The sequence below is a fragment of the Acidovorax sp. JMULE5 genome (assembly GCF_013376875.1).
In the GTDB taxonomy this organism is placed as follows: domain Bacteria; phylum Pseudomonadota; class Gammaproteobacteria; order Burkholderiales; family Burkholderiaceae_C; genus Acidovorax; species Acidovorax facilis.
This window is the reverse complement of the sequence record NZ_CP035951.1, coordinates 1,571,377-1,593,643: the sequence shown is the minus strand read 5'-3', so window position 1 is coordinate 1,593,643 and position 22,267 is coordinate 1,571,377. Positions and strand designations below refer to the sequence as shown.

23 protein-coding genes are annotated in these 22,267 nt (G+C 64.4%); 14 read left to right on the top strand and 9 right to left on the bottom strand.

Annotated elements, in window-relative coordinates:
• Positions 1–128 precede the first annotated feature (128 nt).
• Both EXV95_RS07200 and EXV95_RS07195 read left to right on the top strand, forming a co-directional pair.
• Positions 129–1,004 (top strand): DMT family transporter, encoded by an 876-nt coding sequence (locus tag EXV95_RS07200; RefSeq protein ID WP_176886342.1) that lies wholly within the window; start codon positions 129–131, stop codon positions 1,002–1,004.
• Complete coding sequence (locus EXV95_RS07195) at positions 1,001–2,095, top strand: enoyl-CoA hydratase/isomerase family protein (RefSeq protein ID WP_176886341.1); 1,095 nt, start codon at positions 1,001–1,003, stop codon at positions 2,093–2,095. Before EXV95_RS07200 ends, EXV95_RS07195 begins: the two co-directional genes overlap by 4 nt.
• Positions 2,096–2,146: 51 nt before the next feature.
• On the opposite strand, the gene EXV95_RS07190 is transcribed toward EXV95_RS07195, so the two are convergent.
• From EXV95_RS07190 to smpB, 4 genes are all read right to left on the bottom strand, one after another.
• Positions 2,147–2,983: an anti-sigma factor gene (locus EXV95_RS07190; RefSeq protein ID WP_255484944.1), complete on the bottom strand. Its 837-nt coding sequence runs from the start codon at positions 2,981–2,983 to the stop codon at positions 2,147–2,149.
• Positions 2,984–3,074: 91 nt separating this feature from the next.
• Positions 3,075–3,620, bottom strand: a complete 546-nt coding sequence (locus EXV95_RS07185) for an RNA polymerase sigma factor (protein WP_176886340.1) — start codon at positions 3,618–3,620, stop codon at positions 3,075–3,077.
• A 33-nt stretch (positions 3,621–3,653) separates the two neighbouring features.
• On the bottom strand, positions 3,654–4,025 hold the full coding sequence (locus tag EXV95_RS07180; protein ID WP_176886339.1) for a hypothetical protein: 372 nt from the start codon (positions 4,023–4,025) through the stop codon (positions 3,654–3,656).
• Positions 4,026–4,171: 146 nt separating this feature from the next.
• On the bottom strand, positions 4,172–4,645 hold the full coding sequence (smpB, locus tag EXV95_RS07175; protein WP_055398252.1) for an SsrA-binding protein SmpB: 474 nt from the start codon (positions 4,643–4,645) through the stop codon (positions 4,172–4,174).
• A gap of 118 nt (positions 4,646–4,763) precedes the next feature.
• On the opposite strand from smpB, the gene EXV95_RS07170 reads away from it, so the two are divergent.
• Together EXV95_RS07170 and EXV95_RS07165 are read left to right on the top strand one after the other, a co-directional pair.
• The gene (locus tag EXV95_RS07170) at positions 4,764–5,204 is read left to right on the top strand and encodes a type II toxin-antitoxin system RatA family toxin (protein WP_121420481.1); all 441 of its coding nucleotides are present in this window, start codon (positions 4,764–4,766) and stop codon (positions 5,202–5,204) included.
• Positions 5,197–5,556: an RnfH family protein gene (locus EXV95_RS07165; RefSeq protein ID WP_055398152.1), complete on the top strand. Its 360-nt coding sequence runs from the start codon at positions 5,197–5,199 to the stop codon at positions 5,554–5,556. Before EXV95_RS07170 ends, EXV95_RS07165 begins: the two co-directional genes overlap by 8 nt.
• Before the next feature lie 12 nt (positions 5,557–5,568).
• Here EXV95_RS07165 and EXV95_RS07160 read toward each other — a convergent pair whose 3' ends face one another.
• On the bottom strand, positions 5,569–6,108 hold the full coding sequence (locus tag EXV95_RS07160; protein ID WP_176886338.1) for a DUF4124 domain-containing protein: 540 nt from the start codon (positions 6,106–6,108) through the stop codon (positions 5,569–5,571).
• A gap of 108 nt (positions 6,109–6,216) precedes the next feature.
• On the opposite strand from EXV95_RS07160, the gene guaB reads away from it, so the two are divergent.
• From guaB to EXV95_RS07135, 5 genes are all read left to right on the top strand, one after another.
• Positions 6,217–7,692, top strand: coding sequence for an IMP dehydrogenase (gene guaB / locus EXV95_RS07155; RefSeq protein WP_176886337.1), 1,476 nt, complete (start codon positions 6,217–6,219; stop codon positions 7,690–7,692).
• A 246-nt stretch (positions 7,693–7,938) separates the two neighbouring features.
• Positions 7,939–8,196 carry a type II toxin-antitoxin system Phd/YefM family antitoxin gene (locus EXV95_RS07150; protein WP_176886336.1) on the top strand — a complete coding sequence of 86 codons (258 nt, stop codon included), beginning with the start codon at positions 7,939–7,941 and terminating at the stop codon, positions 8,194–8,196.
• A complete protein-coding gene (locus tag EXV95_RS07145) occupies positions 8,193–8,627 on the top strand; it encodes a type II toxin-antitoxin system VapC family toxin (protein ID WP_176886335.1) in 435 nt (144 codons plus the stop codon). Before EXV95_RS07150 ends, EXV95_RS07145 begins: the two co-directional genes overlap by 4 nt.
• A gap of 12 nt (positions 8,628–8,639) precedes the next feature.
• Positions 8,640–10,259, top strand: coding sequence for a glutamine-hydrolyzing GMP synthase (guaA, locus tag EXV95_RS07140; RefSeq protein WP_176886334.1), 1,620 nt, complete (start codon positions 8,640–8,642; stop codon positions 10,257–10,259).
• Positions 10,260–10,291: 32 nt separating this feature from the next.
• A complete protein-coding gene (locus tag EXV95_RS07135; protein WP_176886333.1) occupies positions 10,292–11,293 on the top strand; it encodes an acyltransferase in 1,002 nt (333 codons plus the stop codon).
• A 65-nt stretch (positions 11,294–11,358) separates the two neighbouring features.
• Here EXV95_RS07135 and EXV95_RS07130 read toward each other — a convergent pair whose 3' ends face one another.
• Entirely contained in the window at positions 11,359–12,261 is a 903-nt protein-coding gene (locus EXV95_RS07130; RefSeq protein ID WP_176886332.1) for a hypothetical protein, read from the bottom strand.
• 401 nt (positions 12,262–12,662) lie between these two features.
• Here EXV95_RS07130 and EXV95_RS07125 point away from each other — a divergent pair, with 401 nt between their 5' ends.
• Positions 12,663–13,733: a DUF6352 family protein gene (locus EXV95_RS07125; protein WP_176886331.1), complete on the top strand. Its 1,071-nt coding sequence runs from the start codon at positions 12,663–12,665 to the stop codon at positions 13,731–13,733.
• Positions 13,734–13,833: 100 nt separating this feature from the next.
• On the opposite strand, the gene putA is transcribed toward EXV95_RS07125, so the two are convergent.
• On the bottom strand, positions 13,834–17,580 hold the full coding sequence (gene putA, locus EXV95_RS07120; protein WP_176886330.1) for a trifunctional transcriptional regulator/proline dehydrogenase/L-glutamate gamma-semialdehyde dehydrogenase: 3,747 nt from the start codon (positions 17,578–17,580) through the stop codon (positions 13,834–13,836).
• Between the two features lie 139 nt (positions 17,581–17,719).
• On the opposite strand from putA, the gene EXV95_RS07115 reads away from it, so the two are divergent.
• From EXV95_RS07115 to rlmD, 3 genes are all read left to right on the top strand, one after another.
• Positions 17,720–18,193 (top strand): Lrp/AsnC ligand binding domain-containing protein, encoded by a 474-nt coding sequence (locus EXV95_RS07115; RefSeq protein ID WP_121506038.1) that lies wholly within the window; start codon positions 17,720–17,722, stop codon positions 18,191–18,193.
• Positions 18,194–18,302: 109 nt separating this feature from the next.
• Positions 18,303–18,614: a hypothetical protein gene (locus EXV95_RS07110; RefSeq protein WP_055398142.1), complete on the top strand. Its 312-nt coding sequence runs from the start codon at positions 18,303–18,305 to the stop codon at positions 18,612–18,614.
• Between the two features lie 55 nt (positions 18,615–18,669).
• Complete coding sequence (gene rlmD / locus EXV95_RS07105) at positions 18,670–20,133, top strand: 23S rRNA (uracil(1939)-C(5))-methyltransferase RlmD (RefSeq protein ID WP_176886329.1); 1,464 nt, start codon at positions 18,670–18,672, stop codon at positions 20,131–20,133.
• Positions 20,134–20,194: 61 nt separating this feature from the next.
• On the opposite strand, the gene EXV95_RS07100 is transcribed toward rlmD, so the two are convergent.
• Positions 20,195–20,569 carry a hypothetical protein gene (locus EXV95_RS07100; RefSeq protein ID WP_055398140.1) on the bottom strand — a complete coding sequence of 125 codons (375 nt, stop codon included), beginning with the start codon at positions 20,567–20,569 and terminating at the stop codon, positions 20,195–20,197.
• Between the two features lie 117 nt (positions 20,570–20,686).
• Positions 20,687–21,382, bottom strand: coding sequence for a Bax inhibitor-1/YccA family protein (locus EXV95_RS07095; protein ID WP_055398139.1), 696 nt, complete (start codon positions 21,380–21,382; stop codon positions 20,687–20,689).
• Positions 21,383–21,633: 251 nt separating this feature from the next.
• Between EXV95_RS07095 and EXV95_RS07090 the strand changes: the two genes are divergently transcribed.
• A complete protein-coding gene (locus tag EXV95_RS07090; RefSeq protein WP_121420472.1) occupies positions 21,634–22,041 on the top strand; it encodes a heme-binding protein in 408 nt (135 codons plus the stop codon).
• Positions 22,042–22,267: the final 226 nt, after the last annotated feature.

The window sequence follows — 22,267 nt, the reverse complement described above, 5'->3', positions numbered from 1 at the left end:
TGCGCAGCCAGAAGCTGCGCTCCTGGTGCGCGACCCGAAGGGCCACTGCCATGCCGTGGCCCTTTTTGCCGTCTTGAATCCCGGTGTCTGTTGTTGACGCCCTCCAATTGCCTGAACTGCAGGTTCCCATGTTGAAGCTCACGCATTCCCGCGCGGTTGTTCTGATGGTGGCGGTGACCCTGATGTGGTCCATCGCCGGTGTGGTCACGCGCCACTTGGAGCACGCACGCAGCTTTGAGGTGACCTTCTGGCGCAGCTTCTTCACGCTGCTGGCGTTGCTGGTCATCCTGCCGGCCTTGCAGGGGCGGGCGGTGTTTGCGTCCATGCGCCACTGCGGCCGCGCGCTGTGGATCTCTGGCGTGTGCTGGAGCGTGATGTTCACCGCCTTCATGGTGGCCATCATGCTGATGCCGGTGGCCAACGTGCTGGTCACGATGGCCGTGGGGCCGTTGCTGACCGCGTTGTTCGCACGTGTTTTTATCGGTCACCACATCGCACCGCGCACTTGGGCCGCCATTGCCGTGGCGGGGCTGGGCATCGCGTGGATGTATGGTTCGCAGATGGCGGGCCTGCCCGTGGCGGGGACGCTGGTGGCGCTGTGTGTCCCCGTGGCGGCCGCCATCAACTGGACGGTGGTGCAGCACTCGCAGCGCCACGGCCATGCCGTGGATTTGGTGCCCGCCGTGCTGGTGGGGGCGGTGATCTCGGTCATTGCCACGTTGCCGGTGGCGCTGCCGTTTGAAGCGTCATTACACGACTTGGGCTTGCTGGCGCTGCTGGGCGTGGTGCAATTGGCGATTCCGTGTGTGCTGGCGGTGCGGTGCGGGCGCGTGCTCAAGGCGCCCGAGATGGCGCTGCTGGGTCTTCTAGAGGTGATATTCGGTATCTTGCTGGCATGGGTGGGCGCTGGCGAGGAGCCTGGCGCGGCCGTGCTGACAGGGGGCGTGCTGGTCATTGGCGCCCTGGTTTTCAATGAACTTTTAGGTTGGAAGGAACAAAAATGACGGAGACGGTAGTTTCGGATGTGCTGAGTGAAGTACGTGGCCAGGTCGGCTTCATCACGTTGAACCGCCCGCGTGCGCTCAATGCCCTCTCGCTGGGCATGGTGCGTGACCTGATGGGCATCTTGCTGGCATGGCAAAACGATGCGCGGGTGCTGGCCGTGGCCATCCGTGGCAGCAACAAGGAAGGCCCGTTTGGTGCCTTCTGCGCCGGTGGAGACATCCGCTTTCTGCACCAGGCGGGCAGCCAGGGCAATCCGCTGATCGAGGACTTCTTTACCGAGGAGTACGCGCTCAACCACCTGATCCACAACTACTCCAAGCCCTACATCGCCTTCATGGACGGCATCGTGATGGGCGGCGGCATGGGCATCAGCCAGGGTGCCGCCCTGCGCGTGGTGACCGAGCGCACGAAGATGGCCATGCCGGAGACGGCCATTGGCCTGTTCCCGGATGTGGGGGGGGGCTATTTCCTGAGCCGTTGTCCCGGTCGTGTGGGCGAATGGCTGGCGCTGACCGGCGACACCATTGGCGCCGGTGATGCCATCGAAAACCGGTTGGCGGACGGTTGTCTGCCTGTTGACCAGCAAGCGGCCGTGTGGGAGGCGCTAGGCGCCCAGAGCTTTGCCAGCGGTGCTGCCGTCAAGGACTATGTTGCTTCTAAATTTGTAGCTGCTAGCGCTTTTCAGACAAGCGCTAGGGGCCAAATTGACCAATATTTTTCGCTGGGCAGTGTGGGCGAGATCGTGGCGGCGCTTGAAGCGGCCGACAGCGACTGGGCACGCGCCACGGCGGCCACGCTGCGCAAGCGCTCGCCCCTCATGCTGCACGTGGTGCTGGAACAAATCCGCCGCGCACGGGACATGGGCCTGGCCGACGACCTGCGCATGGAGCGCGACATGGTGCGCCACTGCTTCTTCCTGCGCCCCGGCCAGAGCGAAACGGTGGAGGGCATCCGTGCCCTGGCCGTGGACAAGGACCATGCGCCCCAATGGAACCCTGGCCGCATCGAAGACGTGACGCCCGATATGGTGGCGCCGTTTTTCGCCAGCCCCTGGCCTGCACACGCCCACCCGCTGGCCCATTTGTCCTGATCGGCGAAGGTTGTGGCCGGGCAGGCCACCCGGAGAGTCCCTGGCGGCGCGTCAGGGGTTCAGCTGCTGGTACGCCGCTGTCGCCAAGCTCAGCAGCTCGGTGCGCGACAGCTGCCCGCTCAAGGCGTAGCCAAAGCCCGCGTCCGTCCAGTAAAAGCCTGGCACCGGGCCATCTTGCGTGAACTGGAATGCGGTCGTGCTTGCGGTGGTCGGTGGCTGTGGACGGGGCGTGTTGTCGCGGGCAGGGCCAGGGCTGGTGGAGGCCGCAGCCAAGGCGCCCAGGTACAGCGTGATCCGCTGGCCTGCGCTGTTCTGGTACATGAACTGTGCGCGCACCCCGGTGTCGCCAGGCAACAACCGACCGCCCACAAGTTCATAACCCTGCGCGCTTAGCGCGGGGACCTTGAGCGGGCGGTCAAGCCGCTTGGACAGCCATTGCACCAGGTGGTCTTGCTGGGCGGCTGTGACTTCCACGGGGTGGCGGACTTCGGGCTGGTACACCGCGTGGGCGACTGCGGCTTGCTGGGCGAAGCGTTGTGCCGGTTCGGCCGCCAGCAGCGTGGTGCCGTTGCCCATCGCCAGCGTTTTGCCGGGTGCCACGGCGGGCCACTGGCCGCGTCCCGTCCACCCCAGCACAAAGGCCAGCAACACCGAGGCGGCCAAGCCACCCCAGCGCCACCACTGTGCCTGCTGCTCCCGGCGGTCCGTGGCCCGCAATGCTGCGGACATCAGCGCATCGGGCACGGGGGCGTGGAGCAGGTCCTGGTGCAGGGCGTGTAGCTGCTCTCGCTGTGCCTGCCAGTGCGCCAGCGTGGCCTGCGCTTCCTGATCATCCTGCAATTGCTCGCGCAGCGCCTGCGCCTGCGCGGGCGGCAACTGGCCGTCCACGAGGGCGTGCCAGGTGCTGCTTTCGCCGGCGCGTGGGTGGGGGGGGCGGGTGGATCGGGTCCATGGTGGGGGGACGGGTCATGGCTCTTTTTTATTTGAGGCGACGCAGCACAGGCACTGCGCCTGCTGCGGGTGCGTCTGCGTGGGCGGCCGGTATAGGGCTGGGCGCGTGCTCTCGGTCCATCAGCGCGCGCAGGCGCGTGCGGGCGCGGGACAGGCGTGACATCACGGTGCCTGCCGGAATGCCCAGAATGCGCGCGGTGTCCTCGTAGGTCATGTCCTCCATGGCCACCAGCAGCAGCACGGCCCGCTGGTCGGCGGGCAGGCGCTGCAGACAGCGCTCCAGATCCAGGGCGTCATCCGAGGGAGCGCGGGCACCCGGCAACTGGTCGTGAATGTCGTCGATGTCCACCTGCGCCAGCGCGGGCAGCGCACGGCGTTGGTTGAGGTACAGGTTGTGCATCAGAGTGAACAGCCACGCGCGCAGGTCGCTGCCCGTGCGCCACAGCAGCCACTTGCTGCAGGCGCGCTCCAGCGTGTCCTGCACCAGATCATCGGCCGCCCAGGCATCGCCTGTGAGCACCCGCGCGTACCGGCGCAGGCCGGGCAGTTGTTCGATGACCTGGGTGCGGTTCATGCCGTGCGGGGCCTGTGCGGCGTTGAAGGGGTCTCAGGGCCGTGCGGTGCGCCAGACCTGGTTCACGCCGTCGCCAGTTTTGTCGCCGGGCTTGGTGTCCTTGATCCAGTAGTAGAGCGGCTTGCCCTTGTAGGCCAGTTGGGTCTTGCCATCGTCACGGGTGATGACGCTGTAGTCGCCACCGGGTGCCTTGCTGACCATGAGTGGTGGCCAGTTGGTGGCGCAGGGGCCGTTGCACACCGACTTGCCACTGCCTGCTGCGTCGCGGTCGAACGTGTACAGCGTCATGCCGCCCGCTCCGACCAGTACGCCGTCCATGGTCTTCACGGGAGAGTCGTTCATGGTGGCGCAGCCGGCCAGTGCGGCTGCTGCGACGAAGGCGGCCATCGAGATCAGTTTTTTCATGGGTTTCTCCAGGGTGTGGTGCAGGCGGAGGCGAATGCTGCCTTGCACCGGGACAAACACATGGGCGCAGCGGTTTATTCCACGGCGTCGCAAAAAAAATCTCAAGGGCTGGGCGGGGTGAGCGCAGACCGCATCGCACGCATGCCTCAGCGGCTGCGACTTTTCATGGCGCGCTCCACCTCGCGCTTGCCTTCTCGGTCCTTGATGGTGTCGCGCTTGTCATGCTCAGCCTTGCCCTTGGCCAGGGCAATTTCGCATTTCACAAAGCCGTTTTTCCAGTGCAGATTGAGCGGCACCAGCGTGTAGCCCTTTTGCTCGACCTTGCCGATCAGGCGCTTGATGTCGTCTTTCTTGAGCAGTAGTTTCTTGGTGCGCGCCGATTCGGGGTTGACGTGGGTGGAGGCGGTCTTGAGCGCATGAATCAGGCAGCCGAGCAGATACAGCTCGCCATCGCGGATCAGCACGTAGCCATCGGTCAGCTGCACCTTGCCCTCGCGCAGGGCCTTGACCTCCCAGCCGTGCAGCACCATGCCCGCCTCGTGGCGTTCCTCGAAGAAATAGTTGTAGGCCGCTTTCTTGTTGTCGGCAATGCGGGACGTAGGATCGGGTTTTTTGGCCATGAAGAGGTAGATGCGGCACAAACCGGGAGTTAAAAGGCCTCCCTACAATGTGTGGGTGTCGCTGGCAGCGATTCTAATTTCCTCCGCTTGGCGCACACCGATGCCAGGCACAGTCTGCATGAAAACCGTTCACAAGTCCGTCCTCATTTGGTACAGCCCCGAAGAAATGTTTGCCCTGGTCACCGGGGTGGAACACTACCCCCAGTTTCTGCCGTGGTGCGATCACGCGGGCGTGCTTGAGCAGACCGAGGACGGCATGACCGCCGAAGTGGGCATTGCGTTCAGCGGCATCCGCCAGACCTTTGTGACGCGCAATACCCACGAGGCAGGTCGGCGCGTGCAGATGCATCTCATCAAAGGGCCGTTCTCGCGCCTGGATGGCGATTGGCACTTCCACCCGGTGGGCGACGGTTCGCAGCGCGCATGCAAGGTGGAGTTGCTGCTGAACTACGGTTTTGACAGTGCCACGCTCGCGGCGCTCGTAGGCCCGGTGTTTGACCGCATCGCTGGCAGCATGGTCGATGCCTTTGTGAAGCGTGCGGAGCAGGTGTATGGCTGAGCGGGTGCCGGGGAGCACTGTGCAGGTCACGGTGGTGGTCTGTATTGCTCCTCGCAAAACGCAGGAATGGGTACTTCAGCTGCCCGAAGGTGCCACCGTGGCTGATGCGTTGCGGGCGTGTGGGGCGGATGGCGCATTGGGGCCGCAGGGCAGTGCAGACCGGCCGACCCTGGGCATCTGGGGTCGTGCAGTGTTGCCTGACGCCGCAATCAGACATCTGGACCGTGTGGAGGTCTACCGCCCACTGAAAGTGGACCCCAAGGTGGCCCGCCGTGAACGTTTTGCACGGCAGGGCGCGCGGACCACGGGGCTGTTTGCACGCCAGCGGCCCGGGGGTAAGTCGGGCTACTGAGGTCGCCTTGGGTTAGCGCTTGCAGTCGGTGGCAATGATGCCGTCGAGGCGTTTGGATTCCGCCGCCCGGCCAGCTTCGTCGAGGAAGATGCGCTCTCCCTGGGCATTGGACTGGGTGATGGGTCTGCCCGAATCAAACGCCGCCTTGGCCTGGCGCGCACGCGTGCAGTTGTCTGCCTTGGCCTTGGCCAGCTTTTCTTCGTCTGCTTTTTTCTTGGCCGCTTCGGCCGCTTCTGCCTGGGCTTTTTTCTCTTCCAGGGCTTTGTCCTTGCCGGTACCCGGCGCGCTGGCGGCAGGCTTGGTGGCCGAGGCGGCAGCGGTGGTTGTGGCCGCAGGGGTTCCTTCCACTGGCGCGGCTGCCACTGGAGCGGGTGCTGAACGCGGAACCCCCCCACCGGGCTGCTTCAGGATGTTCTTTTCCGGGGTATCTTGGGGTGGAGGGCGGTCGCTGAAGACCTTGCGGCCGTCCTTGTCGATCCATTGCCATTGCGCCGCCGCGCCCATGGCCCAGGTGCAGGCCACGGCCAGCAGGAGAAGCTTGTGCATTTTCATGCGGACAAGTTTATCCATGTGACTCACCCCCCGCCAGTGCGTTGAAGACGGGCGGGCGCGTTTTCACCACACGCGGCGCGGGTACAATCCGTCTTTTGGAGCTTTCTCATGCGCCTTCTTGGAAAAGCGCTCACCTTCGACGATGTGTTGCTGGTGCCAGCGTACTCCCAGGTCCTGCCCAAGGACACGTCCCTCGCGACGAAACTCTCCCGCAATATCCAACTGAACCTGCCGCTCGTGTCCGCCGCCATGGACACCGTGACCGAGGCGCGTCTGGCCATTGCCATTGCCCAGGAGGGCGGCATCGGCATCGTGCACAAGAACCTCACGGCGCAAGAGCAGGCCGCTCACGTGGCCAAGGTCAAGCGCTACGAGTCCGGTGTGCTGCGTGATCCAGTGGTCATCACGCCCGAGCACACGGTGCTGCAGGTGCTGCAGTTGTCCGAACAGCTCGGCATTTCGGGCTTTCCCGTGTGCGACGGCGGCAAGGTGGTGGGTATCGTCACCGGCCGCGATCTGCGCTTCGAGACCCGTTACGACGTCAAGGTCCACCAGATCATGACCCCGCGCGAGAAGCTCGTCACGGTCAATGAAAAAGAGGGCACCACGCCGGCAGAAGCCAAGGCGCTGCTCAACAAGCACAAGCTCGAACGCATCCTGGTCGTGAACGACGCCTTTGAGCTCAAGGGCCTGATCACGGTGAAGGACATCACCAAGCAGACCAGCTTCCCCAATGCGGCCCGCGATGCCGCGGGCCGTCTGCGCGTAGGTGCAGCGGTGGGTGTGGGTGAGGGCACCGAAGAACGCGTCGAAGCCCTGGTCAAGGCCGGTGTGGACGCCATCGTGGTGGATACGGCCCACGGCCACAGCAAGGGCGTGATCGACCGCGTGCGCTGGGTCAAGCAGAACTACCCGCAGATCGACGTGATCGGTGGCAACATCGCCACCGGCGCGGCGGCCCTGGCGCTGGTCGAGGCGGGTGCGGATGCCGTCAAGGTCGGTATCGGCCCTGGCTCCATCTGCACCACCCGCATCGTGGCCGGTGTGGGCGTGCCCCAGATCATGGCCATCGACAATGTGGCTACCGCGCTCAAGGGCACGGGCGTGCCGCTGATTGCCGACGGCGGTATCCGCTACAGCGGCGACATCGCCAAGGCCCTGGCCGCTGGCGCCGGCACGGTGATGATGGGCGGCATGTTTGCAGGCACTGAAGAAGCTCCCGGAGAAGTCATCCTGTTCCAGGGCCGTAGCTACAAGAGCTACCGTGGCATGGGCTCCATTGGCGCTATGCAGCAGGGCAGTGCGGACCGCTACTTCCAGGAATCGAGCACCGGCAACCCCAATGCCGACAAGCTCGTGCCCGAAGGCATCGAAGGCCGCGTGCCCTACAAGGGCTCGATGGTTTCCATCGTCTACCAGATGGCCGGCGGCGTGCGTGCGTCCATGGGCTACTGCGGTTGCGCCACGATCGAAGAGATGAACAACAAGGCTGAGTTCGTCGAGATCACCACCGCTGGTATCCGCGAAAGCCATGTGCACGATGTGCAGATCACCAAGGAAGCGCCGAACTACCGCGCTGATTAAGGGACGACCCCCTGAGTCGCTTCGCGCCTTCCCCCTTCTCTCTAATGGCTGCGCCATTCGGGAAGGGAGACGCAGCCAGTGCGGCGGGGCGGCCCTTGCACGGCTGCCCTGGCCTGGATCGCGGGCGTTAGCAGGGCATGGGTCTGATCTACCTTCGGAGATCCCGAGTCTGGCCTGATTGAAAAAATCTGGTCAGACTGATATAGTCTGGTCTGAATTCACCATTCAGGCCAGACTTTTTTATTTATGCAGTCCGTCGGCATCTATGAAGCGAAAAGCAGGTTCTCTGCCTTGATCGAGCTGGTCGAGCAGGGCGAGGAAGTGCGCATTACACGCCATGGCAAAGAGGTGGTGCGTATGCTTCCCGTGCGACGCCGCCCAGTGATTTCTGACGAGCAGATTGCGCGCGAGCTGGGCCAGATGGACGCGCTGCATGCCAGCATTCAACCCGCAGGGCCATCGCCGGTGGATAGCCTGCGCCGCACAGGGCGGAGTAACGCATGACCGCCTTCGTGCTGGATGCCTCGGTCACCGCCGCCTGGCTGCTGCCGGACGCGGCCAGCGAACACACCCGCCGCCTGTACACCCTGATCCGCCGTGACGAGGTGGAGCCTCAGGCGCCCAACCTCTGGCACTGGGAGTGCCACAACATCCTGGCCAGTGGCGTGAACAGCGGGCGCATCCCCGCCACGTCCGTCGAAGGCCTGTGGGGCGTACTCGAAGCCATCCGCCATCGGGTGGAGCTGCACGAACTGGCCCCTGCCCAGCACAAAGCCGTACTCGACGTGGCACTGGAGACCGGCCTGCCCACCTTTGATGCGGCCTATCTGTGGCTCGCCCGCTCGCTGCGCTTGCCCCTGGCCACCTTTGATCCCCAACAGGCCGCTGCCGCACGGCGCAGCGGTGTCCCACTTCTCGACCTCTCCCGCCTCTGACGGACCACCACCATGCAACACCAGAAAATCCTCATCCTCGATTTCGGCTCGCAAGTCACCCAGCTCATCGCCCGCCGCGTGCGCGAGGCCAATGTGTACTGCGAAGTACACCCCTGCGATGTGACTGACGAATGGGTGCGCGACTATGCCAAGGACGGTTCGCTCAAGGGCATCATCCTGTCGGGCAGCCACGCCAGCGTGACCGAAGACACCACCGACCGCGCGCCGCAAGCGGTGTTCGATCTGGGTTTGCCCGTCTTGGGCATCTGCTACGGCATGCAGACCATGGCGCAGCAGCTGGGCGGCAAGGTCGAAATGGGCCACAAGCGCGAGTTCGGCTTTGCTGCCGTGCGCGCGCGCGGCCACACCGCATTGCTCAAGGACATCGCCGACTTCACCACGCCTGAAGGCCACGGCATGCTCAACGTGTGGATGAGCCACGGCGACAAGGTCACCGAGCTGCCCCCGGGCTTCAAACTCATGGCCAGCACCGACAGCTGCCCCATCGCCGGCATGGCCGACGAAGACCGTCGCTTCTACGCCGTGCAGTTCCACCCCGAAGTCACGCACACCGTGCAGGGCAGGGCGCTGCTGGATCGTTTCGTGCTCGGCATCTGCGGCACCAGCCCCGACTGGGTGATGCGTGACCACATCGCCGAAGCTGTGGAGCAGATCCGCCAGCAGGTGGGTGATGAAGAAGTGATCCTGGGTCTCTCGGGAGGTGTGGATTCGTCCGTGGCCGCCGCGCTCATCCACCGCGCGATTGGCGACCAGCTGACCTGCGTCTTCGTCGATCACGGCCTGCTGCGCCTGAACGAAGGCGACATGGTCATGGACATGTTCGTCGGCAAGCTGCACGCCAAAGTGATCCGCGTGGATGCGAGCGACCTCTTCCTGGGCAAGCTGGCGGGCGTGAGCGACCCCGAAGCCAAGCGCAAGATCATCGGCGGCCTGTTTGTGGACGTGTTCAAGGCGGAAGCCGCGAAACTGAAGGCGGGCGACGGGGGCCACAAGGGTGCCACCTTCCTGGCGCAGGGCACGATTTACCCCGATGTGATCGAGAGCGGCGGGGCCAAGAGCAAGAAGGCCGTCACCATCAAGAGCCACCACAACGTGGGCGGTCTGCCCGAGCAACTGGGCCTCAAGCTGCTGGAGCCCTTGCGCGATTTGTTCAAGGACGAAGTGCGCGAACTCGGCGTTGCCCTGGGCCTGCCGCCTGAAATGGTCTACCGCCACCCCTTCCCTGGCCCCGGCCTGGGCGTGCGCATTCTGGGCGAGGTGAAGAAGGAATACGCCGACCTGCTGCGCCGTGCCGACGCGATCTTTATCGAAGAGCTGCACAACTTCCGTGACGAAGCCAGTGGCAAGACCTGGTACGACCTCACCAGCCAGGCCTTCACCGTGTTCCTGCCCGTCAAGAGCGTGGGCGTGATGGGCGATGGCCGCACCTACGACTACGTGGTGGCCCTGCGCGCTGTGCAGACCAGCGACTTCATGACCGCCGACTGGGCCGAGCTGCCCTATGCGCTGCTCAAGAAGGTGTCGGGCCGCATCATTAACGAAGTGCGTGGCATCAACCGCGTAACGTACGACGTGAGCAGCAAGCCGCCAGCGACGATCGAGTGGGAATAAACAAGCACTGTCACGCCAAAGACCTAGAAACAATGATCTGGCTTGATGTAGCGAGGGTCGTCTCCATCATGGCCGTGGTGGTCCTGCACGTGGTCGGCAGCGTGGTCACTCTGGCGGCGTTGGGTTCCCCTGGTTGGTGGTACGGCAATCTGTACGACGCCCTCGTGCGCTGGTGTGTGCCGGTGTTCGTGATGGTGAGCGGCGCGTTGTTGCTCGACCCGCGCAAGACCGAGGGCGTGGCCGAGTTCTACCGCAAGCGGGCGGCACGGGTCCTGCTGCCAATTGCCTTCTGGAGTGCTGTCTACATTCTTTGGAACCACCGGGGTGCCCTGGCCGAGCTGCGCGCGATGGATGTCTTGCACAGCGTTGCCAGAGGGTGGCCTCACTACCATCTGTGGTTTCTGTACATGATCCTGTGCCTGTACCTGTTCGTTCCTTTCCTGAGGACGCTGGTGCGCAACACAAGCCGGCGCGATCTGTGGTGGCTTGTGGCCTTGATGTTTGTGCTGTCTGGCGTGAACGAGTTTTCCCGCGTCTTTTCTGGCGATGGGGCGGGCCTTTTCATCAACTGGTTTCTGCCGTACCTGCCGTATTTCCTCTGCGGCTACCTGATCCAGACCAGTGACAGGAAAATCCCCCTGGCTGTGTTGATGGCGGTCTTTGGGTTGGCTGTGGCGGTCACCGCCGTGGGCTGCTATTGGCTGGGCCGCGCGCAGGGGCTGGACAGGGGACTGTATTTCTATGGCTACCTGAGCTTTTCCGTCATTCCCATGTCGATCAGCTTGATGCTGATGCTCAAACAATGCCCGTTGGCGGGGGGATGGGCGCAGTGCGTTCAGCGGGTTGCTCCGTTGACGCTGGGCGTCTATCTGGTGCACCCGATTTTGCTGGAAGCGTTCAGGGAATACGGTTTCAAGCCTGAGGACCACGCGCCGCTGCTCACGGTGCCGCTTGTGGCCGCTCTGGTGTTTGGGGGCGCGCTGGTGGTGGCGCTGGTGTTCCACCGTACCCCCTGGTTGAAACGGCTCATTTAGGAAGACCATGCCGGACCACGTCTTCCCCGCCTTGGAAAGACGGCAAACCCCATGCCAGGCTGCGGTCAGGCCCTGGCTTCACCGGTGACCGGGTCGTAGGCGGTTCCGTCGAAGTTGATGATGCTGTTTGTGGCCGAGTCGTAAGTGGTCAGCCGGTAGGTGTCGGCACCTTTGCCGTCCAGACCGATGTAGGGCGCTTGGGCCAGAACCAAGCGGTTGTCTTGGGGGACTACCCCATCAGCCGTCCATTTATTGCTCATCAGCCATTCAGAGGGATTCACGCCCTCAGGCGTTGCGACGGTCCCGTCCGTGCGCATCTTGGCGAGTGTCGGGTCCATGTTGAAGCCTTCGGCCGCCAGCAGCATGTCGGGGTTCTTCTTGTAGAACGAGGCGGTCTCCGACGGCATTGCGGTCAGGTCGCTTTTGACGAGCGTCGAGCCATCCGTTGGGAATTGCGACAGTTTGCCGCTGCGAATGGCTTCGTAGTCCGCCGCAAACTCGGGGTGGTTCTTGAAGAACATGTAGCGGCCAACCACCTCCTGGTCGCCTCCGCTCAAAGACATCGCTGTCATCCGCACATAGTCCGGCACTTCGTAGTCTTCGGCAAACGTATCGCCCAGACCACGCTCCCAGGCGCGGAATTCTTCCAGGTTGCTGAAGGGCGCCTTGACTGCGGCCTCGGTGGTCCCGGTGTCCGCCGCATCTTTGGTGCTGTAGAGGGCGGCGGTGGATTGGTAGGGTTTGGTTTGTGCTGCCACCGTGGTGGCCCCTTCGGTGCCGGTGCCAGTCGCTTTTCCCTGTGCAGCCTCGGCAGACAGTTGTTCCAGCGTGGTTTGCAGTTCTTTGAGAAAGGTGACAGGGTCCGCGCCCGCGTTGTTCTGGGCCGTGCGCTCTGCCGCCTTGGCCGCCATGGAACTGGAGACGCCCAGGGACGTCAGCATGTTGGTGGCTTGTGAAATATCGAGCATGTTGCGACTCCTCGGGTGATTTGGCAGTCCATGGCGTGGCATCGGGTGGATCACCGGGCCGATGGGGGTTCTGTGGACGTTGCCTTGATAGTCCCTGAATTCGATCGGGCCAATCCCGGGGTAAGCAGCGGAAAAACGGTGCTTTTCGAGAGGAGGTGGCCCCCTTTGCGTCCATGGGGCGGTATGGGTAGCGAGAGGCGTTCGCACACAGCGTAAGGCGTGAGGAGTGCGACAACTACACTCACGGACTGTGTCAACGCCGCGTCGCAACTTCCCGTGAAGCCACTTGTTGCCCACCCACATTCACCCCAGCATTCACCTCCCGTCTTCCATGGTTCGACCCTTGACGCTTCCCACCGCGCTGCCACAACGTTCTTCTTCCTGGGGCAGAGGTCCTTCGCATGACGCCAGCTGCTGATTTCTGGCCCGGATGTGGCTTTCAGGCGCTGGCCCGGGATGTGCGCGGCTGGCTGGTGCCCTCCGATGAATACCTGCAGTGGCTGCTTGCCCGGCCTGAACTGGTGCTGGTGCCAGAGTCCTGCGCCGCCGAGATCGCCCTGCACGAATCTCTGGCGTTATCGCCTGCACGGGTGGTTTTGTCGGCCGAACTGGCAGCGGTGCAGGACGACGACGCCCGCGAAAACTACACCGTGTTCCTGCGTTTTCGCGATGGCCTGCTGGCCGCCGGCACCCTGGAGGCGTATTACCTGCAACTCATGCGCAGTGGGGTGGTGAACGTGCCTGCCGTGTTCATCGACGCCGTGGTGCAGGCCCTGCTGCGCAACCTGCTGGACAACTGCAACGACGCCTTCGAAGCCCGCGCTGCCGAAATGCTGTTTCGGTCGCAGCGCATTACCTTGCAAGACGGGCAAATGCTGGCAGGCGACCGGGCGACGCTCGACATGCTCAACGAAACAGCGGGCCTGGGCGAGGTGGGGCGCCTGCTGTTGCAAAGCGGTGCACTGCAGCCCACGGCGCAGGTCAAGGTGCTGTCGGCCGACAATGCGGCGCAATATTGGCAGGAGAGTGATCGCCACCACTTTCTGCTCGACCTGACCCATGAGCTGACGCAGGACCTGAGCCATGGCCTGACCTTCAAGATGACCCGTGCCCGATCGGGCCTGAAGGCGCTGGCCCGCGTGCTGGAGCGCTGGGCGGCCCACCTGCTGGGCGTGCAGGTGCACATCGAGCCCGTGCACCAGGTCACCGACAGCGCGTGGCGCTGGCATGTGGGGCTGGATGTGGAGTCCACCGCCATCCTCAACGACCTGTACCAGGATCGGCCGGTGGATGGCGAGCGCATGGCGCGGCTGGTGAGCCTGTTCACGCTGACCTTTGCCAACCCGGCCGAGATGCGTGCCGATGTGGCGGGCAAGCCGGTGTACCTGGGGCTGGCGACCAACGCCGAGGGCGTGGTGCGCATCAAGCCGCAGAACCTGTTGCTCAATCTGCCGCTGGCATCGGTATCTTGAATGCTATTAAATTAATAGCTGCTAACGCTTGATGAATAAGCGCTAGCAGCCAGTTTTATTCAAATTTCTCCAGGTTGGATGATGGTCCGATACTGGGCCCTCATCCAATTGTCATCAGGCTCGCGTTGCCGCCAGCTGCGGCTGTGTTCACGCTCAGCGCGCGCTCGATCAGAAGGCGCTCCAGCGGGATGTCCGTGGCACCGGGCTGCAGTGCCGTCACACCCACGATAGGCCCCGCGCGGCGGGCGAGGGCGGTGCACACGGCCTGCAGCGAGGGGGCGTCGCCGTGGTGCAGCACGGCATCCAGCTCCAGCGTGCCGTCGTTCAGCATGTTGTCCTGCAGCTGGATCTGCGCCTGCACCAGCGTGGGCAATGGCGTGCGCTTGCTGGCCTGGGCGTTGGGCCACAGGGCCGTGCCACCGGTGGCGAGCACGGCCGCAGTCTGCACCAGCAGGTCATCCACACTTTGCGCCAGGCACAGCACGCGGGCACGGGGGGCCAGGGTGTAGACATTGCGCTCGCCCGTGGGGCCGGGCAGGGTGCGGGCTGTGCCGCTTTGGGTTTGCTGGGCAAACTGTTGGCAGGTGGTGGCCAGGGCTGCATTGCCCTGGAGCTGCGCCCATTGCTGCAAGGTGGCCAGAGGCGCCAGCAGGCGCTCGCGCACGGCGTCCTCGGGTGGCGTGGCGCGGTCAGCTTCCGCAAAGGTGCGTGCCAGCGCGTCGGTCGGGCGCTGCGACAGCAAGCGCAGCAGGTACAGCGGCCCGCCTGCCTTGGGCCCCGTGCCCGACAGGCCTTCGCCGCCAAAGGGCTGCACGCCCACCACGGCGCCGACCATGTTGCGGTTGACGTACACGTTGCCCGCATGGGCGCGGTTGACCACGCGGGCAATGGTTTCGTCGATGCGGGTGTGCACGCCTTGCGTCAGGCCGTAGCCGGTGGCGTTGATCTGGTCGAGCAACTGGTCCAGGTCGTTGCGGGCGTAGCGCACCAGGTGCAGCACAGGGCCGAAGACTTCGCGTTGCAGCTCGCCGATGTGATTCAGCTCGATCAGCGTGGGGGGCACAAAAGTGCCCTGTGCGCTGACTGCAGCAACATGATTCGGGTGCTGGAACACGCGGTGGCCTCGGGCCTTGAATTTCTCGATGTGCTGGGCGATGCCTGCTTGCGCTTCGGCGTCGATCACCGGGCCCACGTCCACGCGCAACTCGGCGGGGTTGCCCACGCGCAGTTCGCCCATGGCGCCTTGCAGCATCTCCACCACGCGGTCGGCGGCTTCTTCTTGCACGCACAACACGCGCAGGGCGGAGCAGCGCTGCCCTGCGCTGTCAAAGGCGGACGACACGGCATCACCCACCACCTGTTCCACTAGCGCGGACGAGTCCACGATCATCGCGTTCTGCCCGCCCGTCTCGGCAATCAACGGGATGGGGCGGCCTGCAGCATCCAGCCGCCCGGCCACGGTGCGCTGCAGTATGCGCGCCACTTCGGTGGAGCCGGTGAACATCACACCCATCACGCGTGCGTCTCCGATCAGGCGGGCGCCCACGGTCTCGCCCTGGCCGGGGAGCAGTTGCACGGCGGTGCGGGGCACACCGGCCTGCCACAGCAGGCGCACGGCTTCGGCGGCGATCAGCGGGGTTTGCTCTGCCGGCTTGGCCAGCACGGGATTGCCGGCGGCCAGTGCAGCCGCCACCTGGCCCATGAAGATGGCGAGCGGGAAGTTCCAGGGGCTGATGCAGGCCACGGGGCCCAGCGGGACGTGGGTGGCGTTGTCGAAGGTGCTTTGCACCTGGGCGGCGTAGTAGCGCAGGAAGTCCACGGCTTCGCGCACCTCGGCCACGGCGTTGCTGGCGCTTTTGCCCGCCTCGCGCATCAGCAGGCCTATGAGGGGCTGGATGCGCTCCTCCAGCAAGTCGGCCGTGCGCAGCAGGGCTGCGGCGCGCTGGGCAGGCGGCGTGGCCGCCCAGGGGGCTGCGGCGGCCTGGGCGTGGGCCAGGGCCTGGTCCACGTCGGCGGCGGTGGCCTCTTGCACGTTACCCACTACGTCGCTGTGGTCGGCGGGGTTGCGCACGGGCTGGTTTGGACCTGCAGGGGCATCCGTGCCCAGCAAGGGAGCCGACGTCCAGGCATGGGCCGCAGTGGCTTGCAGGGCGGCGGCCAGTTCGGTCAGCGTGTTTTCGTTCGAAAGATCCAGCCCACGCGAGTTGGCTCGGTGCGCGCCATACAGGCCTTGGGGTGTGGCAATGCGGGGGTGGGACAGGCCGGCGGCACCTTCTGCTGCGGCTTGCTGGTCCACCACCAACACGGGGCTCTTTACCAGCTCATCCAGCGCAATGGTTTCGTCGGCAATGCGGTTCACGAAGGAGGTGTTAGCGCCGTTTTCGAGCAGGCGGCGTACCAAGTAGGCCAACAGTGTTTCGTGCGTGCCCACGGGGGCGTAGATGCGGCACGGGCGGCCGAGCTTGCCCGCAGTGATGGCGCCCACCACCTGCTCATAGAGCGGCTCGCCCATGCCGTGCAGGCACTGGAACTCGTACTGCCCCGCGTAGTAGTTGCTGCCCGCCAGTTGGTAGATGGTGGCCACCGTCTCGGCGTTGTGGGTGGCGAACTGGGGGTACACGGCTTCGGGCGCGGCCAGCAGTTTTTTGGCGCAGGCGATGTACGAAATGTCGGTGTGCACCTTGCGGGTGTAGACGGGGTAGTCCTCCAGGCCATCGACCTGGGCGCGCTTGATTTCGCTGTCCCAGTACGCGCCCTTGACCAGGCGCACCATCAGGCGGCGCTGGGTGCGGCGGGCCAAGTCCACCACAAAGTCGATGACGAAGGGGCAGCGCTTTTGGTAGGCCTGGATGACGAAGCCAATGCCGTTCCAGCCCGCCAGGGTGGGTTCGTGGCACAGGCGCTCCAGCAGGTCCAGCGACAGCTCCAGGCGGTCGGTTTCCTCCGCGTCGATGTTCAGTCCAATGTCGTACTGCTTGGCCAGGGCTGTGAGGCGCAGCACCAGCGGGTACAGCTCGTCCAACACGCGGCCAAATTGCGCACGGCTGTAGCGCGGGTGCAGGGCCGAGAGCTTGATGGAGATGCCCGGGCCTTCATAGATGCCGCGCCCGGCAGAGGCCTTGCCAATGTCGTGGATGGCTTGCTCATACGACGCGTAATAGCGCTTGGCGTCTTCGCTGGTCAGCGCGGCCTCACCCAGCATGTCGTACGAATAGCGAAAGCCCTCGGCCTCCATCGTGCGGGCGTTGCGCAGCGCTTCGTCGATGGTCTCGCCGGTCACAAACTGCTCGCCCATCATGCGCATCGCCATGTCCACGCCTTTGCGGATCAGCGGCTCGCCGCCCTTGCCGATCAGGCGGCTGAGCGAGTTGCCCAGGCTGCCTTCGCTGTGCGTGGCCACCAGCTTGCCGGTGATGAGCAGGCCCCAGGTGGCGGCGTTGACGAACAGCGAGGGGCTCTTGCCCAGGTGGGCATCCCACTGGCCGTGGCTGATCTTGTCGCGGATCAGCGCATCGCGTGTGGCCTTGTCGGGGATGCGCAGCAGGGCCTCGGCCAGGCACATCAGCGCCACGCCTTCTTGCGACGACAGCGAAAACTCCTGCAACAACCCTTGCACGATGCCCGCGCGCCCGGCGCTGGCCTTGCGTTCGCGCAGTGCCTTGGCAATGCGCAGGGCCAGTTGCTGGGCCGACGCTGCTTGATCAGCAGGCAGGCGGGCCTGGGCCAGCAGCGGGGCCAGGGCCTCGGGCTCGGGGCGGCGGGTGGCGGCGGTGATGGCGGCGCGCAGCGGGTTGTTCAGCGGTGTGCGGGGCGCGAAGTCTGCAAACGGGGCGGAGGGCTGCGTCATGGCGGAGTCTTTCAGGGGTTTGGCGGGGCCCAACATGGGGGAAAGTGTTGGTTGGGCGCGTTATTGGCGATGATCCTTGGGTTGGTGGTGAATAAATGGTCGAAAATTGGCTTCTACACCGAATTAATCGCTAATCAAGATGCAAGCAGAACCCGATCTCGACCGGATTGACCGCAAGATACTGTCAATCCTGCAGGAGGACGGCCGCATTGCCAACCTCAAGCTGGCCGAGGCGGTGGCCCTGTCGCCCACGGCCGTGCTGGCGCGGGTGCAGCGCCTCACGCGCGATGGCTTCATCCTGGGCTACGAGGCGCGCCTGAACCCCCTGAAGCTGGGCGCGGGCATGCTGGTGTTTGTGGAGGTGCTGCTCGACCGCACCACGCCCAATGTGTTCGACCAGTTCAAGGCCGCCGTGCAGGTGCACCCCGAAATCATGGAATGCCACATGGTGGCGGGCGGGTTCGACTACCTGCTCAAAACCCGCTCAGCCGACATGAACGCCTACCGCGTGTTCGCGGGCAATGTGCTGTGGCAGTTGCCCGGCGTGCGCGAGACCCGCACCTATGCGGTGATGGAAGAGGTCAAACACACCAACCATCTGCATCTGCGGTGAAAGCCACGGGGTTCGTGCTGCCGCGCCGCAGCCTCCAGCGGCCACATTGGCGTTGCCTGCCAAAGCCCGCATAATGCCCGGCAGACCTGTCAGATTGAGGAGAAGAACCATGATCCGCTTTCCATACGCTACTGCTGCCCTGCTGGCGGCGGCCTTTTTCAGCCAGTCGGCTGCAGCCTCGTGCTACGTGGTTTACGGCCCCGACCAGGACATCGTGTACCGCGCCCCCCAGCCACCGGTGGACCTGTCCTACCAGATCCACCAGACCCTGCCACAGGTTGCCCCGGGCTCCACACTGGTGTTCTCGCCTGACAACCACAACTGCGACCTCCCCATCAACAAACTTCCCCTGGCGTCTGCTCAAGGGGCTACGGGTTCCATGGGCATGGGCGGTCGTCCCGCCCGCGCAGACCGCAGCTGAGCGCCCGGTTCAGCGGCCCGTGCGGGGGCTGTCCCGGGCCTGAGACAATCGGGGGATGAGCGAACCGAAAGAACTATCCCCCTCGTTTGAACCCACCGCGCAGGATTCCCAGAGCGACTTGCCCGAAGGCTGGCTGCAAGTGCAGTCCATGGACCTGGATGCCCAGGGCGTTGCCCGCAAACCCGACGGCAAGGTGATCTTCATCGACGGTGCCCTGCCGTTCGAGCTGGTCACCGCCAACACCCACCGCAAAAAGAACAACTGGGAGCAGGCCAGCCTGGTGGCGATTCACCGCGAATCGTCGCAGCGTGTGCGCCCCGGCTGTCCGCACTTTGGCCTGCACGCCGGTGCCTGCGGTGGCTGCAAGATGCAGCACCTGCACGTGGGCGCCCAGGTTGCCGTCAAGCAGCGCGTGCTCGAAGACAACCTCTGGCACCTGGGCAAGGTCAAGGCCCAGACCATGCTGCGGCCCATCGAAGGCCCGTCCTGGGGTTATCGCTACCGCGCCCGTTTGTCGGTGCGCCATGTGATCAAGAAGGGCCAGGTGCTGATCGGCTTTCACGAACGCAAGAGCCGCTATGTGGCCGACATGCAGCAGTGCCCCGTGCTGCCCCCCCATGTGGACGCCATGCTGATGCCCTTGCGCGCGCTGATTGCCGGCATGGATGCGCGCGACACCTGCCCCCAGATCGAACTGGCCTGCGGCGACACCGTAACCGCGTTGGTGCTGCGGCACCTGGAGCCGCTGAGTGCGGATGACCTCGCCCGGTTGCGCGCCTTTGCGGCCGAACACCACGTGCAATGGTGGCTGCAGCCCAAGGGGCCCGACACGGTGAAGCTGCTGGACGAAGGGGGCGAGCTGCTGTCATATGCGCTGCCGGACTTTGGCATCACCATGCCGTTCAAGCCCACCGACTTCACCCAGGTGAACCCGCACATCAACCGCGTGCTGGTGTCGCGTGCGCTGCGCCTGCTGGATGTGCAGCCGCACGAACGCGTGATCGACTGGTTTTGCGGTTTGGGCAATTTCACGCTCCCACTGGCCACACAGGCGCGCGAGGTGCTGGGCATCGAAGGCAGCGAGGCCCTGGTGGCCCGTTCGCGCGAAAACTATGCATTGAATCAGGCCGTGGCGCCTGACCATAAAGCGCTAGCAGCTACTGATTTTGTAGCGCGCAACCTGTTCGAAATGACCCCGGAAATGCTGGTGGCCGACGGATCTGCCGACAAATGGCTGGTGGACCCACCCCGCGAAGGGGCGTTTGCCCTGGCCAAGGCCCTTGCCGACATCGAGCAGGCGCGCATCGGCGCCGAAGGCGCGGGCCCGCTGCCAACGGGGGCGGAGGGCTGGGCCCCGCCGAAGCGCATCGTCTACGTGAGCTGCAACCCCGCCACACTGGCGCGCGACGCCGGGCTGCTCGTGCACCTGGCAGGCTACCGGTGCACGGCGGCGGGCATGGTGAACATGTTCCCGCACACGGCACACGTTGAGAGCATGGCGGTGTTCGAGCGCGACTGAGCGAAGGGGGTAGGCCGACAACGGCGCTGCCTGCCTCCTCAGGTGTCGATTGTGGGACGGGCTAGCTGCGATTGCGGCTGGCAGCCGGGTCGCGTGGCTCGGTTTCGATGTCACTGGATCGTTCGGTGCGCTCGGGTTTCTCGACCTTGCCGAGCACTGACGGTGCGCCTTCGATCTTGTTTTCGCGCATGTAGGCGTCCATGTCCTTCCACCCGGCAAACACCGAGGCCTTGGGGGCCTTGGGGTTCAAGGTGTAGCAGTCTTCCAGGCCCCGCAGCGCGTGGCGGCAGGCGCCGCCGATGGCCTTGGCTTCCTCCTCGCGCTGGGCGACGCGCGGATCCGGGCCCAGGCCGGGAATCTTGTCGCAGGCAGTCAGCAGCAGGATGCTGGAAAGAGCCAGCAGCCGTAGTGCGGTGGAGGAAGGTTTGCGATACATGTACTTGCATTATCGGCACGCCGTGCGCGCTATTGAGCCCCGGGCTGTGCAAAGCCGCAAGAAAAAAGGCTCCCGAAGGAGCCTTTGAGGGAAATCACCTGCTTGCAGGTGCGCGGGTTACTCGCGCTCCCCGCCCATGATGCCCAGCAGGGCCAGCAGGCTCTGGAACACGTTGAAGATGTCCAGATACAGAGCCAGCGTAGCGCTGATGTAGTTGGTTTCGCCGCCGTCCAGGATCTGCTTCAAGTCATACAGCATGTAGGCGCTGAAGATGCCGATGGCCGCCACCGAGATCGCCATCATGCCGACCGAGGAGCCCACGAACACGTTGATGACAGCGCCGACCATGAGCACCAGAGCGCCCACCATCAGCCACTTGCCCATGCCCGACAGATCGCGCTTGATCACGCTGGCCAGGCTGGCCATCACGAAGAACACGCCTGCGGTGCCGGCAAACGCCGTCATGATGAGGTCGGTACCGTTCTTGAAGCCCAGCACCATGCCGATCAGGCGCGAGAGCATGAGGCCCATGAAGAACGTGAAGGCGAGCAGCACAGGCACGCCAGCGGCCGAGCGCTTGGTCTTTTCGATCGCGAACATGAAAGCGAACGCGCCGCCCAGGAACACGATCAGGCCCACGCCGCCGCGCAGCGACTGGGTGATGCCTGTGGCAACGCCCACCCAGGCGCCGAGCACCGTGGGGATCATGCTCAGTGCGAGCAGCCAGTAAGTATTGCGAAGCACCTTGTGGCGCTCTTCCTGCGAGATGCCATAGCCCGCAGAGTGGCCCAGGGTGGTGACTTGGTCATTCATCTTGTGTCTCTCCTTGTTGGCCTGCACAACGCAGACATGACAAATTTTAGGTGGTGATGGTTTTTGGCCCTGCAATACCCGCATCCGGTCACCTACTTTTGGTAAGGGTTCTTTCACCCTGGTTGGGGGTGAAGGGCGGTTGGGATGCCGCTATGCTTGCCGCTTCTTGTGCCGGGCTGGCCCGTTGGCAGCCCGCACAGCCTCCATTTCATCTCTCTATTTCTCTACTTTTCCATTTCTCGGATCGCACCATGAAAACCAAACACGAACTCGAACTGGCCGACGTCAAGGCCGTCGCCGCAGCGGCCGAAGCCGAAGCCCTCAAGAACAACTGGGCAGTGACCATCGCCATCGTCGATGACGGCGGCCATCTGCTGTGGCTGCAGCGCCTGGATGGCGCCGCAGCGGTGTCGTCCCACATCGCCCCGTCCAAAGCGCGCACGGCCGCTTTGGGGCGCCGTGAGAGCAAGGTGTACGAGGACGTGATCAACGGTGGCCGCACATCCTTCCTGAGCGCTCCCACCATCGACGGCCTGCTCGAAGGCGGCGTGCCGATCCTCAAGGACGGCCAGTGCCTGGGCGCCGTGGGGGTGAGCGGTGTGAAGTCCACGGAAGATGCGCAGATTGCCCGCGCCGGGATTGCAGCGCTGGGGCTTTGATACCCGCGGGTTGCTGGAGATTGCTATAGACTTAATAGCTGCTGGCGCTTTTCCATCAAGCGCTAGCAGCCAATAATGCTTTAAGCCTTCATGGCAAACCAGCATCTCCCATAAAAAAACCGGCCACTGGCCGGTTTTTTTTTTATGGGGTTCGATGAATCCTGGGGCGAGGAGAGCTGGGGAGAAAAAAAGCCTGGCTACGCGGGCGAACCCGTTGGCTGGCAAA